Source organism: Methylobacterium sp. 17Sr1-1 (assembly GCF_003173775.1).
Lineage (GTDB): Bacteria > Pseudomonadota > Alphaproteobacteria > Rhizobiales > Beijerinckiaceae > Methylobacterium.
This window is the reverse complement of the sequence record NZ_CP029552.1, coordinates 3,043,967-3,060,016: the sequence shown is the minus strand read 5'-3', so window position 1 is coordinate 3,060,016 and position 16,050 is coordinate 3,043,967. Positions and strand designations below refer to the sequence as shown.

Sequence of the window (16,050 nt, the reverse complement as noted above, 5' to 3'; positions counted from 1 at the left end):
TAGTCCCGGGGCGAGCCTTGGCGAGCAACCGGAGTGATGAGGACGGTTGGATTTGGGTGGTCGGCCACCTGACGGTTTCGATACCCTTTTCGTCATCCCGGGGACGCGCAGCGGAACCCGGGATCCCCAACCGCTGACGCTTCAGGATAAAGCGGATCGCGTCGCAACCCATCCTGCATCGTCAGCGGTTAGGGATCCCGGGTTCTCGCCTTCGCGAGCCCCGGGATGACCTGGAGAGATGCCGGTCTTTTTGCCAGAGCGGCGAGCGTCATCGATCAAACAGGTTCTGAATATCCGGAATCCGAGTTCCGCCGACTCGGGATGATGCGGAGAATGTCAGGATTTCTTATAATGTAAATTAGCTCTCAGGCTCTCGGAGAGCACCGCTCACCCCGGCGGAATGACATCGATCTGAATCCCACTGTAATACGCCGCCAGGTTCGCGATATCGGCATCCGACAGATCCTGCGCCGCCACCGACATCACCTCGTTCTTCCGCGTCCCGTTGCGGAACTCGGTCAGCGCCTTGACGAGGTAGGGCTCGACCTGGCCGGCGAGGTTGGGGGCGTCGGGCAGCTTCGAGAGGCCGTCGAGGCCGTGGCAGGCCTGGCAGCCCACCGCCTTGGCCCGGCCGGCCTTGGCGTCGCCGGCCGCAGCAGGCGCGGTCGCGGCGAGAAGGAGCAGGAGGGCGAGGGCACGGGTCATGAACGGTTCCTGAGAGAGGGGAGGGAGCGGCCCTTCGGCCGCCCCCTCCTCGAGAAAAAACCTATTTCTCGTAGGAGATGCGGTAGATCGCGCCCGCGGTGTCGTCGGAGACGAGCAGCGAGCCGTCGGGCAGGGTCGCGACGTCGACCGGCCGGCCGAGATACTCGCCGCCTTCCGTCAGCCAGCCCTCGGCGAAGGGCTCGGGCTTGCCGGCGGTGCCGTCCTTGTTGACCGGCACGAACATCACCCGGGCGCCGATCGGCGTGGTGCGGTTCCACGAGCCGTGCTCGGCGGTGAAGATGCCGCCGCGGTACTTCTCCGGGAACGACTTGCCCTTGTAGACGATCATGCCGAGATCGGCGGCGTGGGGCGGCAGCTCCGCCTTCGGCGGCACCACATCCGCCGGGACCTTGTCGTCCTTGTACTCGACCGTGCGGACGCCGCCGCCGCCGTAATACGGGAAGCCGAAATTCTGGCCCGGCTTGGTGATCTGGTTCAGTTCGCCCGGCGGCTGGTCGTCGCCCATGCCGTCGACCTGGTTGTCGGTGAACCACAGGGTCTTGTCGGGCGCGAAGTCCATGCCGACCGAGTTGCGGATCCCGGTGGCGTAGACCTCGCGGTTCTTGCCGTCGGCATCCATGCGGATGATGCCGCCGATGCCGGTCTTGGCGTAGAGTTCGGCCTTGTCCTTCGGCGGTACGTTGTAGGGCTGGCCGAGCGAGACGTAGAGCTTGCCGTCAGGCCCGATGCGGCAGATCCGGGCGGTGTGGTTGTAGCTCTCCTCGGCGGGCGGGATCAGCTCGCCCTGCTTGACCACCACGACCGCCGGGCCGTCCGTGCCCTCGTAGAAGAACTCCGCGGCCGGGAAGGCCAGCACCCGATTCTGCTCGACGATGGTGAGCACACCGTCGCGGGAGAAGCAGACGCCGTTCGGGATCTTGAAGTCGACGCCCGGCGCGTAGACCTTCACCTCGTCGGCGACCCGGTCCTTGTCGCGGTCGGTGACGGTGTAGACCTTCGACTTGCGGGTGCCGACCCAGACCACGCCGGCATTCGGTCCGACCGCCATGGCGCGGGCATCCGGCACCACGGCGTAGAGCTCGATCTTGAAGCCGTCCGGCACCTTGATCTTCTGGAGCGTCCGGTTGATCGCGTCGGCGCGCCGGCCGGTCTGCGGGATCGGCGGCGGCTCGGCGACGCCGGTCTGCTTGAAGCTGCCGAGCTTCTCCAGGTTGTCGACCTTGGCCTTGGTGTCGCCGGCGGTGCTGTCCTGCGCGAGGGCGGCGCCCGCCAAGGATACGCCCACGAAGGACACGCTCGCGGCGAGGGCCGCCATCAGGAAGGGCTTCATCGGGGTCTCCTCGCGTGTCGGCCGGTTGAGGCGTGGCCGAGCTTGTTGCCCGCCATGTATGCCGGCAGCTCTGACAAGCGGCAAGCACAGCAGGGCGCCTCGACCGATCACGCCGCCGTGATCGGCCGTGCAAGGATCGGCCGTGCAAGGATCAGCCGCGCAAGGCCGGCGGCACGACCCGGTCGAAGCCCGTCACCGCCTCGTAGGCCGCCGCGATGGCGAGGAGATCGGCCTCGGCGTGGTTCGGAGCGATGAGCTGGATGCCCATCGGCAGCCCGGCCGGGTTGAAGCCGACCGGCAGGCTGATCACCGGGCAGCCCGACAGCGTGCCCGGCACCACCACCTCCATCCAGCGGTGGTAGGTGTCCATCGGGCGACCATCGATGCTGCGCGGCCAGGTCTCGCCGGCGTCGAACGGGAAGACCTGGGCGGTCGGCAACGCCAGCACGTCGAAGCGCTCGAACAGCCCGCGCACGCAGTGGTACCAGGCGGTGCGGGTGACGCTGGCGGCGTGCACGTCGAAGGCCGAGAGGGTTTGGCCCTGCTCGACCTCCCAGACCGCCTCCGGCTTCATCAGCGCGCGCTTCTCCGGATCGCGCCAATGGGCCGCGAGGGTGGCGCCGGTGGTCCACTGGCGCATCACGCGCCAGGCGCGCCAGATCGCCTCCGGATCGAAGGCGGGGAGCACCGGCTCGACCGCGGCGCCGTTCGCGGAGAACACGGTGAGGCCGGCCTCGCAGAGGTCGAGCACGCCGGGCTCGAAGGGCAGATGACCGCCGAAATCGCCGATCCAGCCGATGCGCAGGCCCTTCAGCTCCCGCGGCGGGACGGATGCGAACATCGCCGGATCCTGGCGGATCGCGTTCGGGGTGCGGGGATCGTACCCGGCCTGGACCGAGAGCAGCAGGCCGAGATCGGCGGCGCAGCGCGCCATCGGCCCGTTCACGCCGAGCGGGGGCAGGAAAACCTCGTCGGTGTGGCCCGGCACCCGGCCGGCGGCGGGGCGCAGGCCCAGCACGTTGTTCCAGGCGGCCGGGTTGCGCAGCGAGCCGCCGTGGTCGCTGCCGTCGGCGAGCGGCACCATGCGCATAGCGAGCGCCACCGCCGCCCCGCCGCTCGAGCCGCCACCGGCCTTCGCCGGGTCGTAGGCGTTGCGGGTGACGCCGAAGACCGGGTTGGTGCTGTGCGAGCCGAGGCCGAATTCCGGCACGTTGGTCTTGCCGATCAGGATCGCGCCCGCCGCCCTCAGCCGCGCGACGTGGAGCGCATCCAGCTCCGGCACGGTGTCGCGGAACAGCGGCGACCCTTGCGTGGTGCGGATCCCGGCCGTGGCCGAGAGGTCCTTGACCGCGTGCGGCAGGCCGTGGAGCGGCCCGCGCGGGCCGTTCGCCGCCAGGTCCCGGTCGGCGGCCTCGGCCTCGGCCAGCAGCGCGTCCGGATCGCGCAGGGAGACGACCGCGTTCACCGCCGGGTTGTGACGGGCGATCTGGTCGAGATGGGCCTGCATCACCTCCCGGGCCGAGACGGCCCGGTCGCGGATCGCCCGCGCGAGGTCGGTGGCACGCATCGTCACGAGATCGGAGGAAGGGGGCATCGGGTCGTCCTGGAGCGGCGTCGCGGCAGCTTCGCCCGGGGCAGGAGGCGCGGCAAGCGCGGCCGGCGCAGGGGTCTGCCTCGTTTCGCGCGATGGTTCGGCGCCGCAGCGCCCGGACCGCATCCGCCATCGGCGCGGGACGACGATCGGACCTCCCCGGGACGCTCGCGGGCGATCCGAGCGGCTACCCTCGTCCTGCCCTGCGGCAACCCCGCGGCCCTGACCCAGAGGAACCGTTCCCGGCGGGCGCGGTTGTCCGGCGCCGCGCGGCCGCACGTTCGAGCCGTCGCGATAATCCCGCCTCCGAGACGAAACGGACGATTCGATGACCCCTCAGTTCTGGCTCTGGCTGGGCTTCGCCGGCATGAGCGTCGGCGCCGCCCTCATCCTGTTCATCGGCAAGAGCCGTACGAGGGCCGAGGAGACCGACACGATCATTCACGGGCTGGTGCCGATCATCGCCGCCTGCTCGTACCTCGCCATGGCCGCGGGACAGGGGAGCATCGCGCTGCCGGCCGGCCCCGATGCCGGCACGGCGACCCGCGCGTTCTACTTCGCCCGCTACATCGACTGGTCGTTCACCACGCCGCTCCTGCTGCTCGGCCTCGCCAACACCGCGATGCATAGCGGGATGCGCCGGCCGGCGATCGTGTGGGGCATGATCGGCTCCGACCTGATCATGATCGTCACCGCCTTCGTGTTCGGCCTCTCCCAGGTGGCGTGGCTGAAATGGACCTGGTTCGCGATCTCCTGCGGCGCCTTCCTGGCGGTCTATTACGGGATCTTCGTCCAGCTGCGGCAGGAGAACGCCCGCGAGCGCGACGACGTCCGCGCTGCCTTCCTGCGCAACGCCGTCTTCCTGTCGGTGGTCTGGCTCGCCTATCCGGTGGTGCTGCTGTTCGGCGACGACGGCCTCGGCCTGCTCGGCCCGGCGCTCGGCCTGGGCATCATCGCGGTGCTCGATCTCACGGCGAAGGTCGTCTACGGCCTGATGGCGACGGTGCAGACCGCCAAGCGCGTCGATCGCGACATCGCCGAGGGCATCGGGTCATCGCCGGCCCGGCCCCACCTCGCGGCGGCGGAGTAGGGCGGTGGCGCGCCGGCCCGCTCCGATCCCGGCGCCGGCCGGCGCGCGGATGCTCGACGACTCGACCGCGACGCTGCCCCGGGGCGCGGCCGCGTGCCTTCTCCCCGCGGCTTCCCTCCTCCTCGCGGCGACAGCCCTCATGCCCCGGGAAACCGGGTGGGCCGTGGTGCTCGCCCTCGTCATCGGTCTGGGGGTGCCGCACGGCGCCCTCGACGGCGAGGTGGCGAAGCCCTTCCTGGCGCCGCGCTTCGGCCGGGCCTGGTTTCTCGTCTTCGCCGCGCCCTACCTCGCGCTCACCGCCGCGGTGCTGGTCGCCTGGCGGCTCGCGCCGGACCTCACCCTCGCGGGGTTCCTCGGCCTGTCGGTGCTGCATTTCGGCCGCGAGGATGCCGGGCCCGGCCGGCCGGTCGAGGCCCTGGTGCGCGGCGGCCTGCCGATCGCGCTGCCGGCCCTGATGCAGCCGGGCGAGACCGCCCGGATCTTCGCGGTCGTGACCGGTACGGCGATGCCGGTGCTGCCGGGCTGGTGGACCGCCTTCGCCTGGGCCTGGCTCGGCCTCGCGCTCGCCTGGCTCGTCCTGCGGCGGCCCCCGCCGGGGCTGCTCGCCGAACTCGCGGCACTCAGCCTCGCCTTCCGGGTCCTGCCGCCGCTCAGCGCCTTCGGGCTCTACTTCGTCTGCCTGCACGCGCCGCGGCACATGCGGGCGCTGGCCGCCGATCCGGTGCGGGCGCCGGCGGTCGACGGGATGGGCCGGGCGGTCGTGCTCGCGCTGCCGGTCTTCGGCCTCACGCTGCTGATCGGCCTCCTGCTGTGGCCGACCTATCCCCAGCCGGACGGGACAGAGCGCCTGCTCGCGCTGACGCTCCAGCTTCTCGCGGCCCTGACCCTGCCCCACCTCCTGCTGGACCGGTGGGTCGAGGGCCGGACCTAAGCCCGCCGCCTCAATCGACCCCGAACAGCCGCTCCAGGAAGTTCTTGTCCTCCCGTGTCGGCCCGCCGCGCTGCGGCGCCGGCTGGCGCGCCGGGGGTTGGCCGCCGCCGACGAGGTTGTCGATCAGGCCGCCGAGCGTCTGCGGCTCGGCCGGGGCCGCCGCCGCCGCGACCGCGGTGCCGCTGCTGCGGCGCCAGCGGGCGGCGCCCGGGAGCGGCACCGGCTTGTCGCCGCGCAGGGCCGCGGTCATCACGCGGTTCCAGATCTCGATCGGCAGGTTGCCGCCCGAGACCTTCTTCGTCGCCTCGCCGTCGTCGTTGCCGAGCCAGACGCCGGTGACGAGCGTGCCGGAGAAGCCGACCGCCCAGGCATCGCGAAAATCCTGGGTGGTGCCGGTCTTGCCGCCGAGGTCCCAGCCCGGGAGGTCGCCCTTCTTCGCCGTGCCGCTGACGAAGACCTCGTGCAGCATGCCGTTCATCATGCCGACCGCGTTGGCGTCGATCACCCGGCCGAGCCCGCTGGGACTGCGCTTGTAGATGGTGCGGCCGTCGACGGCCTTCACGCTGGCGATCACGTAGGGGATCACCCCCATGCCGCCATTGGCGAAGGCCGCGTAGGCGCCCACCAGCTCGAGCGGCGTGACCTCGGAGGTGCCGAGCGCCAGCGAGGCGTTGGCCTGGAGGGCTGAGGTGATGCCGAGGCGCTGCGCCGTCTGCACCACCGCCTTCGGGCCGACCTCCTGGCTGAGCCGCACCGCCACGGTGTTGAGCGAGTGGGCGAGCGCGTCGCGCAGGGTGACCGGGCCGCCATAGGTGCGCGAGTAGTTCTCCGGGCTCCAGCCCTTGATGGTGACCGGCGAATCGTCCCGCACCGTGTCGGGGGTCAGGCCGCGCTCGATCGCCGCCAGGTAGACGAAGGGCTTGAAGGCCGAGCCGGGCTGGCGCTTGGCGGTGGTGGCGCGGTTGAACTGGCTCTGGGCGTAGTCGCGCCCGCCGATCAGCGCCCGGATCGCCCCGTCCGGCCGCATCGACACCACGGCGCCCTGGGCGACGTTGTAGCGCCCGCCCTTCTGGTTCAGCTCGTCGACGAGCGCCCGCTCGGCGACGCCCTGGAGCGTCGGATCGACGGTGGTCTGCACCGCGACGTCGGTCTCGATCTTGCCGACGTAGTCGTCGAGCACGTCCATCACGAGGTCGGCGACGTAGTTGGCCGAGCCGCCGCCCTTCGCCCGCGCGGGCTTGGCCGGCTGGGCCAGAGCCGTCTGCACGTCGGCGGGCTTGGCGAAGCCCAGCTCCTGCATCGCCGCCAGCACCTGGGCGGCCCGGGCCTGCGCCGCGGGCAGGTTGCGGTTGGGCGCGAGCCGCGACGGCGCCTGGACGAGGCCGCCGAGCATCGCGGCCTCGGCCAGCGTCACGTCCTTCGCGGGCTTGGCGAAGTAGCGCTGCGCCGCCGCCTCGACGCCGTAGGCGCCGGCGCCGAAATAGACCCGGTTGAGGTAGAGTTCGAGGATCTCGTCCTTGGAGTACTTGTGCTCCAGCCACAGGGCCAGGATCGCCTCCTGGATCTTGCGCGAGGCGGTGCGCTCCTGGGTGAGAAAGAGGTTCTTGGCGAGCTGCTGGGTCAGGGTCGAGCCGCCCTGGGCCACGCCGCGGCGGGTCAGGTTCTGGCCGATGGCGCGGGCGATGCCGACCGGGTCGATGCCGAGATGGCCGTAGAAGCGCCGGTCCTCGATCGCCACGAAGGCGCGCGGCAGGTAGGGCGGCAATTCGCGGATGCTCACCGTGCGCCCGCCGGTCTCGCCGCGGTTGGCGAGAAGCGAGCCGTCGGCGGCCAGGATCGCGATGTTGGGCGGGCGCTTGGGCACCGCGAGCTGATCGATCGGCGGCAGCTGCGAGGCGTGATAGGCGACGATGCCGGCGACCGCCACCAGGCCCCACAGGCCGAGGATCATGGTGCCGTAGACTAGGGTGCCGAGGAACGAGCGCCGGCGCCGCCGCGGCGCGGGCGCCGCGCGGCTGGCCCGCTTCGGGGCGGCCTTCCCGGATCCCCTGGATGTCCCCTTCGCCACGCCGCCTCCCGCCCGGTCGCCGCGCGAGAGGCGCAGGTCGAGGGCCGCCGGGTCGGCGGGCCCGTCCGCTTCGAATCGCGGCTCGACCCGACCCTTGCGCTCGCGTCCCTTCGCCATCCCGCCGCGTTCCCCTTCACGCCCCGGACAATCCCAGCCCACGCAGGGCGTCGCCGGCCTGCGCGGGGCGTCGCCGGCCCACGCGGGGGTACTCAAGAGACGCTAAATGAGGCGGGTTTAAGGGCCGTTAACCGAAATTTTGTCGAACGATCGTCGTGACTTAGCGCTGTGGCCGCGGGGCTGCGGCAAGCCGTGCCGGAACGGCGCGTTCCCGGTCGCGTTGCGGTCGCTCTAACAAGGAGCCGACATGCTGCACCTTCTGGTGGCCGACGGGAACGACCGGGCCGGCCGCGAGACGCATCTCACGGTCTGCGACAAGACCTCGGCCGAGACCTATGCGGGTATCCTGCGCGCGCTCGCCCCGGAGGCGCGCTGCCATCTCGTCGCCCCGGCCGATGCCGATGCGGTGCTGCCCCGTGCCCTCTCCGAGTGCGACGCCCTGGTGCTCACCGGCTCGACCCTGCACGTCGAGGAGGGTGGTCCCGCGGTGACGCGGCAATGCGACCTGGTGAAGGCGGCGCTGGAGGCCGGCCTCCCGGTCTTCGGCTCGTGCTGGGGCGTGCAGGTGGCCGCGACGATCGCCGGGGGCCGCGCCGGCCGCAACCCGCGCGGTCCGGAATACGGGCTCGCCCGCTTCATCGGCCGGACGCGAGCCGGCGAGGGGCACCCGCTGCTCGCCGGCCGGCCGGCGGCCTGGGACGCGCCGGCGATCCACGACGACGCCGTCATTGACCCGCCGCCGGGCAGCTGCGTGCTCGCCGGCAACGATCGCCTCGACGTCCAGGCGATCGAGATCCGCCTCGGCGAGGGGGTGTTCTGGGGCACGCAGTACCATCCCGAGCTCGACCTCGACGAGGTCGCGGCGATGCTGCGGCTCTCCGCGCAAGGCGTGGTCGAGGCGGGCCTGTGCCGGGACGAGGCGGCGCTCCACGCCTACGCCGATGCCTTGCGCGCCCTGCACGAGGACCCGGAGGGACGCCCCGACCTCGCCTGGCGCCTCGGCGTCGCCGCCGAGGTGCTGGTGCCGGAGCGCCGCCGGCGCGAGATCCAGAATTTCCTCGATCATCTGGTGCGGCCGGCGGTGCAGGGGCGGCGCTGATCTGGAGCGCTTCACGATCGCGTCCCCATCGCGAAGCGCTCTACGCCTCTGTTCAGCCACATTTTCTTCGACGAACCGGTATCCCCTTCGTCGGACAATGCTCTGGCGTCAGGGCTCTGGCGTCAGGTCGTGCGGGCGGCGGCGAGGTGCGGGGCCGGGCCGGGCCGCTCCTCGCCGACGAGGTGGAAGGCGGCCGGGCGGCGGAACAGGAACCGGGCCGGGGTGTGGCGCACCAGCCGCTCGATCCCGAGCGGCACCGCCACCGCGGTCGCGGTGACGAGGAGCGAGGCGAGGCCGACATCCTCGATGATCCCGCTCTTCACGAGCGCCGTGCGCAGGGCCGCCATCGGCAGGAAGAAGGCGAGGTAGATCACGATCGAGCGCTCGCCGCAGGCCCGGAGCATCGCCGTGACCGGGCCGCCGGCCCGGGTCAGCAGGGCGGCCGTCGCTACGATGGCGAGCGCCCCGGCGGCGCCGAGCATCAGGCTCACCCCCGGCAGGCTCGCCAGGTTCGGGCGCGAGGGGAGGCCGGTCGGCGTGAAGACCAGGGCGCCCTCGACCAACGCCCAGCCGGCGAGGGCGGCGAGGGCCAGGCCGGACCGCGCCCGCACCCAATCGGCCAACCCGAAGATGCGGGCCGCGAAGAGATAGCCGGCGACGAAGTAGACGAAGCGTTCGCAGAACTCGTCGATCAGGGTCGACCCGGTATGGATCGGGGCGAGCTGCAGCAGCGCGGCGCCGATCAGCAGCACCGGGCCGGGCACCCGGCGCAGCAGCTTCACGGCGACCGAGAACACCGCCAGCAGGTAGATGAACCACAGGGTCGAGTACGGCTCGATCAGGCCGTGGGCGAGATGGGCGAGGAAGGCGCCCGGGCCTGCGCCGTCGGTGATCTGGCCGTACTTCACCGCCGACTGGAGCACCATCCACAGCAGGTAGAAATACGTGAAGTGGACGATGCGGCGGTCGGCGAAGAGGCGCCAGTCGCGGTCGACCACGCGGCCGAGGAACAGGCCGGACAGGAGGAAGAAGTCGGGGATCCGGAACGGTTTGGCGAACTCGACGACGTGGTGCATGAAGCCCTCGGCCCCCATCGCCTCGCCGGTCCCGAGGGTGGAGTGCATCATCACCACCAGGATGATGCAGATACCCTTGGCGGCGTCGACCCAGGCGAGGCGCCCGGCCTCCGGCGCGGCGCGCGGACGCACCGGATCGTCCGGCCGGACCGAGAGGGCGGGTTCGGTGCTGGGGCGGGCGGACATCGGCGTCTCCACGAGGACGGCCCGACGCTCGCAGGGAGACGTAAAGATCGGCGCACGGTCGGCGGGTCGAATTGTTCAGGGAGTCGCAACCGCGAGTTTACCATCCCACTGGGATGCGACAGCGCCGAGACAAGCAAGGTGTGTGCTGCCGGAGGGGTGTCGCGGTCCGAGCCGGACTGACTCCGCCGTTCCTCGTGCCCAACCCCCTTTCCCGGACGACTGAAACGAAGTGGAAGGAGATCCGGGATCCAGCCGTAAGACTCGCCGCGAAGCGGCTCTGCATGCTGCACCGTCGCAGACAAGCGGTCGCTTCGCGATTTCTTGTGCTGGATCCCGGATCTCCTTCCGCTATCGCTTCAGTCGTCCGGGAAAGGGGTGGGGATCACGATAGCTCCGGCAGCATGACCGTCCGCCGTTGTCCTATGCCGTGGCCATTTCGACCGCAGGTTCTGCTTGCTCTACCGGTAGCTCCGCTTCGCGTCCCGCCGCGTCCGGGTCATGCGCGTCGCGGTGTGGAAGTCGTCCGGCTTGGTGCGGACCCAGTCGAGGAAGCGGGCGATCTCCGGTTCGGCGCGCAGGCTCGCGACGTCGCTGAGGCGGCGCGCCAGTTCGGCCTCGCTGTGGCGGGCATGGATCGCCGAGTGGCAGATCTGGTGCAGCTGCACCGTCGCGCCATGGGTGCCGCCCTTCAGCTTCGGCGTCAGGTGATGCTTGCTCTGGCGGGCGTCGCGCGGGATCGGCCGCTCGCAGAGCGGGCAGATCACCGGTTCGCGTATGGCTGGGCCGTGGGTGGAAGGATCGTCGTCGCGCCAGCGCCGGTCACGGCGTCCCAAGGCAAGCTCCCGAAAGGTGGTGGAGGGCCTTCGGTATCTGGGTCGTGGCGTCCGGGCGTTTCAAGGCCGTGGCCGGGATGCCGCAGCGCTCCTCTCATGGCCCGTGATTGACAAACCCCGCCCCCCACCCGACAGTCCCCCCGTTACCGAGGGGAGCCCCGCCATCTGGGGCTGAGATTGGACGAGCGTGCGTCCTGACCCTTGAACCTGATCCGGTTCGTACCGGCGGAGGGACGGGAACCTGCCATGATCGACGTGACCCGTGCGTCCTCGCGCCCGCAAGGCCGGATCGTCTCCCCGGGAGAGATCCATGAACGCACCCATCCTCGCCAAGGGACCCATCCCTGAGACGGGATCGCCGACGCGCGTCACCACCGGGCCGGTCACCGGCTCGGTCAAGGCCTATGCCTCGCCGAGGGACCGCCCCGATCTCCGCGTGCCCTACCGCGCCATCGCGCTCTCCGATCCGGGCGAGGCCCCGGTGCGGGTCTACGACCCGTCCGGTCCCTATACCGAGACGGGTGCGCGCATCGACCTCGCGGCCGGGCTGCCCGAGATCCGCAAGCCCTGGATCGAAGGCCGCGGCTACGCGGCGGTCGCGCCCCGGGCGGTGCGCCCGGAGGACAACGGATTCGCGAGCGAGGACAGGCTGGTGGCGCCGTGCCCGGCCGCCCGCACCATCCGCCGGGGCGCCCCGGGCGAGCGCGTCACGCAATATGAGTTCGCCCGCGCCGGGATCGTCACCGAGGAGATGATCTACATAGCCCACCGGGAGAACCTGTGCCGCGAGGCGATGCTGGCGGGCGCCGAGGGGAGGCTCGCCGACGGCGAGAGCTTCGGGGCGAGCATCCCGCCCTTCATCACCCCCGACTTCGTGCGCGACGAGGTGGCGCGCGGGCGGGCGATCATCCCGGCCAACATCAACCACACCGAGCTCGAGCCGATGGCGATCGGCCGCAACTTCCTCGTCAAGGTCAACGCCAATATCGGCAACTCGGCCGTGACCTCCTCGGTGGCGGACGAGGTCGAGAAGATGGTCTGGGCGATCCGCTGGGGCGCCGACACGGTGATGGACCTCTCGACCGGCCGCAACATCCACAACATCCGCGGCTGGATCCTGCGCAACGCTCCCGTCCCGATCGGGACGGTGCCGATCTACCAGGCGCTGGAGAAGGTCGGCGGCGATCCGCTCAAGCTCGACTGGGAGGTGTTCAAGGACACCCTGATCGAGCAGGCCGAGCAGGGGGTGGATTACTTCACCATCCATGCCGGCCTGCGCCTCGCGCACGTGCCGCTGACGGCGCGCCGCGTCACCGGCATCGTCTCGCGCGGCGGCTCGATCATGGCGCGCTGGTGCCTCGCCGGGCACCGGGAATCGTTCCTCTACGAGCGCTTCGAGGAGATCTGCGACATCTGCCGGGTCTACGACGTGTCGTTCTCCCTCGGCGACGGCCTGCGCCCGGGCTCGATCGCCGACGCCAACGACGCGGCGCAGTTCGCCGAGCTGGAGACCTTGGGCGAACTCACCAAGGTCGCCCATGCCAAGGGCTGCCAGGTGATGATCGAGGGCCCCGGCCACGTGCCGATGCACAAGATCAAGGTCAACATGGAGAAGCAGCTGGCCGAGTGCGGCGAGGCGCCGTTCTATACGCTGGGCCCGCTCACCACCGACGTGGCGCCGGGCTACGACCACATCACCTCCGGCATCGGCGCGGCGATGATCGGCTGGTTCGGCACCGCGATGCTCTGCTACGTCACCCCGAAGGAGCATCTCGGCCTGCCGAACCGCGACGACGTGAAGACCGGCGTCATCACCTACCGGATCGCCGCTCACGCCGCCGACCTCGCCAAGGGTCATCCGGCGGCGCGACTGCGCGACGACGCCCTGTCGCGGGCCCGGTTCGACTTCCGCTGGGAGGACCAGTTCAACCTCTCCCTCGATCCGGACACCGCGCGCGCCTATCACGACGAGACCCTGCCGAAGGACGCCCACAAGGTCGCGCATTTCTGCTCGATGTGCGGCCCGAAGTTCTGCTCGATGAAGATCACCCAGGACCTGCGCGCCGAGGTGCTGGCGATGGAGGCGGCGGGCGCCGTGGTCAATGAGGCCACACCCTTGAACGAAGCGGCCCGGGCGGCCGGCATGGCCCAAAAATCGGCGGAATTCTTAGGCGCTGGCGGGAGGCTCTACGTCGAGCCCGGCGAGTAGGACCCCATTTCATGCCGATGCAGGCCCAAGCAGCCCCGCCGGGGCCTGCCCCGACACTCGCGACGGGACGTTCGCGTCCCGGCTCGATCGTGCGCCGCCTCGTCGTGTTCGCCCTCGGCCTGGCGGTGCCGATCCTGATCTTCGGCGGCGTGGTGCTGTGGCAGTTCGCCGGCGCCGCCCGCGAGCGCCTGGAGGCCGACGCCCTCGGCCGCGCCCGGATGGAGGCGGCGGCGGTCGACCGCGAGGTCGCGAGCCTGATCGCGACCCTCGAGGCCCTGAGCCTGTCGAACGCGCTCCAGCGCGGCGACGTCACGGCGTTCCGCGAGCAGATGCAGGAGCTCCATCGCCGCAGCGGCCTGTCGGCGACCCTGCGCGATCCCGACGGGCGGCGCCTGATCGATCTGGGCGCCGAGCCGATGGCGGAACGCCTCGATGCGGCGGATGCGAGCGCGCTGAACGGCCGCCCGGCGGTCTCGGGCGTGGCCGAGGGGCGCTTCCGGGTGACGGTGCCGGTGGTGCGCCGGGGCGGCGACGCGGTGCTCTACCTCCTGTCCTTCTCCCTGCCGACCTCGCGGATCCGCGACGTGCTCGCCTCCGGCGGCGTGCCGAAGGCTTGGGTGCTGACGGTGATCGACCGCGACCAGCGGGTGCTGACCCGCACCCGGGCGCCGGAGCGCTTCACCGGGACGCCGGCCCCCGACGAGCTGCGCGCGGCCACCGGGGCGGAGGGCAGCTGGCGCGGCGCCTCGCTCGAGGGCGACCCGTTCTTCATCGCCTATGCGCGGGCCGGCGTGCCGGACTGGCGCGTCGCCGTGGGCGTGCCGGAGGAGGCGCTGGCGGCGCCCGTGCGGGCCTCGCTCGTCTGGTTCGCCGGCCTCGGCGGGATGCTGGCGGCCATCGCGGCGCTCCTGGCCTTCGCCTTCGCCCGCGGCATCGCGGCGCCGCTCCAGGCCCTGCGCGACCAGGCGGTGGCGCTGGGCCTCGGCCGCGCGACGCCCGTCCTGGCGGGCGTGCCGGCGGAGGTCGCCGCGGTGAGCGCCGAGATCGCGGGCGCCGCCCAGCGCCAGCGCGAGCGGGCGGCCGAGCGGGCGCGGGCCGCCGCGGCCCTGCGGGCCGAGACCCAGCGCCTGGAGGTGCTCAACCGCCTCGGTACCGCCCTGTCGAGCGAGCTCGACCGCCAGCGCCTCGGCGACGCGGTGGTGGAGGCCGCGACCCACCTGACGGGGGCGGCGTACGGCGCCCTGTTCGAGCGGGTGCCGGAGGGCCCCGAGGGCCCCGAGCACTGGCAGCTCCTCAGCCTCACCGGGGCGCCGCGGGAGGCCTTCACCCGGTTCGGCCTGCCGCGGGCGACCACCCTGTTCAGCGAGACCTTCGCGGCCGGCGGGGTGGTGCTCAGCGAGGACGTGACGACGGATCCGCGCTACGGCAGCCATGGCGGCATGCCGAAGGGCCACCTGCCGGTGCGCAGCTACCTCGCGGTGCCGGTGGTCTCCGGCACCGGCGCCACCCTCGGCGCGCTGCTGTTCGGCCACCCCGAATCGCACCGCTTCGGCGCCCGTGAGGCGGCGCTCGTCGAGGGCCTGGCCGGCCAGGCGGCGGTGGCGATGGACAATGCCCGCCTGTTCGCCTCGGTGCGGCGCGAGCAGGACCGGTTCGAGGCCGCCGTCCAGGCGGTGCGCGGCGTGCTCTGGACCAACGACGCCGCCGGCCGGATGAGCGGCGACCAGCCGGCCTGGGCCGCGCTCACTGGCCAGACGCCGGAGCAATATGCCGGCTACGGCTGGGCCGACGCCGTGCATCCGGAGGACCGGGCTGCCAGCGTCGAGACCTGGAACCAGGCGGTGGCCGAGCGCCGGCGCTACACCCACGAGCACCGGGTGCGCCGCCACGACGGGGTGTTCCGCACCTTCGCGATCCAGGCGGTGCCGGTGCTCGATCGCGACGGCACGATCCGCGAATGGGTCGGCGTGCATTCCGACATCTCCGAGCAGCGCGCCGCCGAGACGGGCTTGCGCGAATCGAACGAGGAGATCCAGCGCTACGCCTACATCGTCAGCCACGACCTCAGGGCGCCGCTCGTCAACATCATGGGGTTCACGAGCGAGATCGAGGCGAGCCAGGACGACATCCGGGCGGCCCTCGCCGGCCGGCCGGACGCGGAGCGGATCGACGCCGACCTCTCGGAATCGGTGAGCTTCATCAAGGCCGCGATCACCAAGATGGACGGCCTGATCAACGCGATCCTCAAGCTGTCGCGGGAGGGGCGGCGCACCTTCCAGCCCGAGCCCCTGGCGATGACCGCCCTGGTCCGGGAGCTCGCCGACGCCCAGCGCCACCAGGCCGAGACGGCGGGCGCGGTGATCGAGATCGGCGACCTGCCGGAGATCGTCGCCGACCGGGTCGCGGTCGGGCAGATCTTCGGCAACCTGATCGACAACGCGATCAAGTACCGGGCCAAGGACCGGCCGGCGCGGATCGCGATCACGGGCGCGGTCTCGGACGGGCTCGCGCTCTTCCAGGTGACGGATAACGGCCGCGGCATCGACCCCCGCGACCACGGCCGGGTGTTCGAGCTCTTCCGCCGCTCCGGCGTGCAGGACCGGCCGGGGGAGGGGATCGGGCTCGCCCATGTCCGCACCCTGGTTCGGGCGCTCGGCGGGCGCATCGACCTGTCCTCCGAGTTCGGAGCCGGCACCACCTTCAGCGTGACGCTGCCGTTGCGTCAGGGTTGAGGGAGTGCAACGCCAGGTTAACCTGGTCCCGGTGTTTTCTACGCCAGCCGCGTGTCCAAGCC

At 71.7% G+C, this 16,050-nt stretch carries 11 protein-coding genes and 1 riboswitch; of the genes, 5 read left to right on the top strand and 6 right to left on the bottom strand.

Annotated features, from left to right (window positions below; genetic code table 11):
- Positions 1 to 387 precede the first annotated feature (387 nt).
- The 3 genes from DK412_RS13760 to DK412_RS13750 all read right to left on the bottom strand — a co-directional run bounded on the left by DK412_RS13760 (position 388) and on the right by DK412_RS13750 (position 3,650).
- Positions 388 to 705, bottom strand: coding sequence for a cytochrome c (locus tag DK412_RS13760; RefSeq protein ID WP_109972401.1), 318 nt, complete (start codon positions 703 to 705; stop codon positions 388 to 390).
- Positions 706 to 766: 61 nt separating this feature from the next.
- Positions 767 to 2,056: a PQQ-dependent sugar dehydrogenase gene (locus DK412_RS13755; RefSeq protein ID WP_109972400.1), complete on the bottom strand. Its 1,290-nt coding sequence runs from the start codon at positions 2,054 to 2,056 to the stop codon at positions 767 to 769.
- Between the two features lie 151 nt (positions 2,057 to 2,207).
- Positions 2,208 to 3,650 carry an amidase gene (locus tag DK412_RS13750; RefSeq protein ID WP_109972399.1) on the bottom strand — a complete coding sequence of 481 codons (1,443 nt, stop codon included), beginning with the start codon at positions 3,648 to 3,650 and terminating at the stop codon, positions 2,208 to 2,210.
- A gap of 325 nt (positions 3,651 to 3,975) precedes the next feature.
- On the opposite strand from DK412_RS13750, the gene DK412_RS13745 reads away from it, so the two are divergent.
- On the top strand, positions 3,976 to 4,737 hold the full coding sequence (locus DK412_RS13745) for a bacteriorhodopsin (RefSeq protein WP_109972398.1): 762 nt from the start codon (positions 3,976 to 3,978) through the stop codon (positions 4,735 to 4,737).
- A 139-nt stretch (positions 4,738 to 4,876) separates the two neighbouring features.
- On the top strand, positions 4,877 to 5,668 hold the full coding sequence (locus tag DK412_RS13740) for a Brp/Blh family beta-carotene 15,15'-dioxygenase (RefSeq protein WP_245447644.1): 792 nt from the start codon (positions 4,877 to 4,879) through the stop codon (positions 5,666 to 5,668).
- 10 nt (positions 5,669 to 5,678) lie between these two features.
- Here DK412_RS13740 and DK412_RS13735 read toward each other — a convergent pair whose 3' ends face one another.
- On the bottom strand, positions 5,679 to 7,853 hold the full coding sequence (locus tag DK412_RS13735) for a PBP1A family penicillin-binding protein (RefSeq protein WP_109972397.1): 2,175 nt from the start codon (positions 7,851 to 7,853) through the stop codon (positions 5,679 to 5,681).
- Between the two features lie 247 nt (positions 7,854 to 8,100).
- Between DK412_RS13735 and DK412_RS13730 the strand changes: the two genes are divergently transcribed.
- Positions 8,101 to 8,952, top strand: a complete 852-nt coding sequence (locus DK412_RS13730; protein WP_109972396.1) for a type 1 glutamine amidotransferase — start codon at positions 8,101 to 8,103, stop codon at positions 8,950 to 8,952.
- A gap of 122 nt (positions 8,953 to 9,074) precedes the next feature.
- Here DK412_RS13730 and DK412_RS13725 read toward each other — a convergent pair whose 3' ends face one another.
- Positions 9,075 to 10,214: an acyltransferase family protein gene (locus tag DK412_RS13725; RefSeq protein ID WP_109972395.1), complete on the bottom strand. Its 1,140-nt coding sequence runs from the start codon at positions 10,212 to 10,214 to the stop codon at positions 9,075 to 9,077.
- A gap of 458 nt (positions 10,215 to 10,672) precedes the next feature.
- Positions 10,673 to 11,047, bottom strand: a complete 375-nt coding sequence (locus DK412_RS13720; RefSeq protein ID WP_109972394.1) for a restriction endonuclease — start codon at positions 11,045 to 11,047, stop codon at positions 10,673 to 10,675.
- A gap of 139 nt (positions 11,048 to 11,186) precedes the next feature.
- Positions 11,187 to 11,298: riboswitch (TPP riboswitch) on the top strand.
- A gap of 59 nt (positions 11,299 to 11,357) precedes the next feature.
- Here DK412_RS13720 and thiC point away from each other — a divergent pair.
- Both thiC and DK412_RS31395 read left to right on the top strand, forming a co-directional pair.
- Positions 11,358 to 13,256, top strand: coding sequence for a phosphomethylpyrimidine synthase ThiC (thiC, locus tag DK412_RS13715; RefSeq protein WP_109972393.1), 1,899 nt, complete (start codon positions 11,358 to 11,360; stop codon positions 13,254 to 13,256).
- Positions 13,257 to 13,267: 11 nt separating this feature from the next.
- On the top strand, positions 13,268 to 15,988 hold the full coding sequence (locus DK412_RS31395; RefSeq protein WP_348629391.1) for an ATP-binding protein: 2,721 nt from the start codon (positions 13,268 to 13,270) through the stop codon (positions 15,986 to 15,988).
- Positions 15,989 to 16,050 lie beyond the last annotated feature (62 nt).

Excerpts from the sequence above, each read along its gene's own strand:
- DK412_RS13760 (WP_109972401.1), bottom strand. The coding sequence starts at position 705 with ATGACCCGTGCCCTCGCCCTCCTGCTCCTTCTCGCCGCGACCGCGCCT.
- DK412_RS13755 (WP_109972400.1), bottom strand. The coding sequence starts at position 2,056 with ATGAAGCCCTTCCTGATGGCGGCCCTCGCCGCGAGCGTGTCCTTCGTG.
- DK412_RS13750 (WP_109972399.1), bottom strand. The coding sequence starts at position 3,650 with ATGCCCCCTTCCTCCGATCTCGTGACGATGCGTGCCACCGACCTCGCG.
- DK412_RS13745 (WP_109972398.1), top strand. The coding sequence starts at position 3,976 with ATGACCCCTCAGTTCTGGCTCTGGCTGGGCTTCGCCGGCATGAGCGTC.
- DK412_RS13740 (WP_245447644.1), top strand. The coding sequence starts at position 4,877 with ATGCCCCGGGAAACCGGGTGGGCCGTGGTGCTCGCCCTCGTCATCGGT.
- DK412_RS13735 (WP_109972397.1), bottom strand. The coding sequence starts at position 7,853 with ATGGCGAAGGGACGCGAGCGCAAGGGTCGGGTCGAGCCGCGATTCGAA.
- DK412_RS13730 (WP_109972396.1), top strand. The coding sequence starts at position 8,101 with ATGCTGCACCTTCTGGTGGCCGACGGGAACGACCGGGCCGGCCGCGAG.
- DK412_RS13725 (WP_109972395.1), bottom strand. The coding sequence starts at position 10,214 with ATGTCCGCCCGCCCCAGCACCGAACCCGCCCTCTCGGTCCGGCCGGAC.
- thiC (WP_109972393.1), top strand. The coding sequence starts at position 11,358 with ATGAACGCACCCATCCTCGCCAAGGGACCCATCCCTGAGACGGGATCG.
- DK412_RS31395 (WP_348629391.1), top strand. The coding sequence starts at position 13,268 with ATGCCGATGCAGGCCCAAGCAGCCCCGCCGGGGCCTGCCCCGACACTC.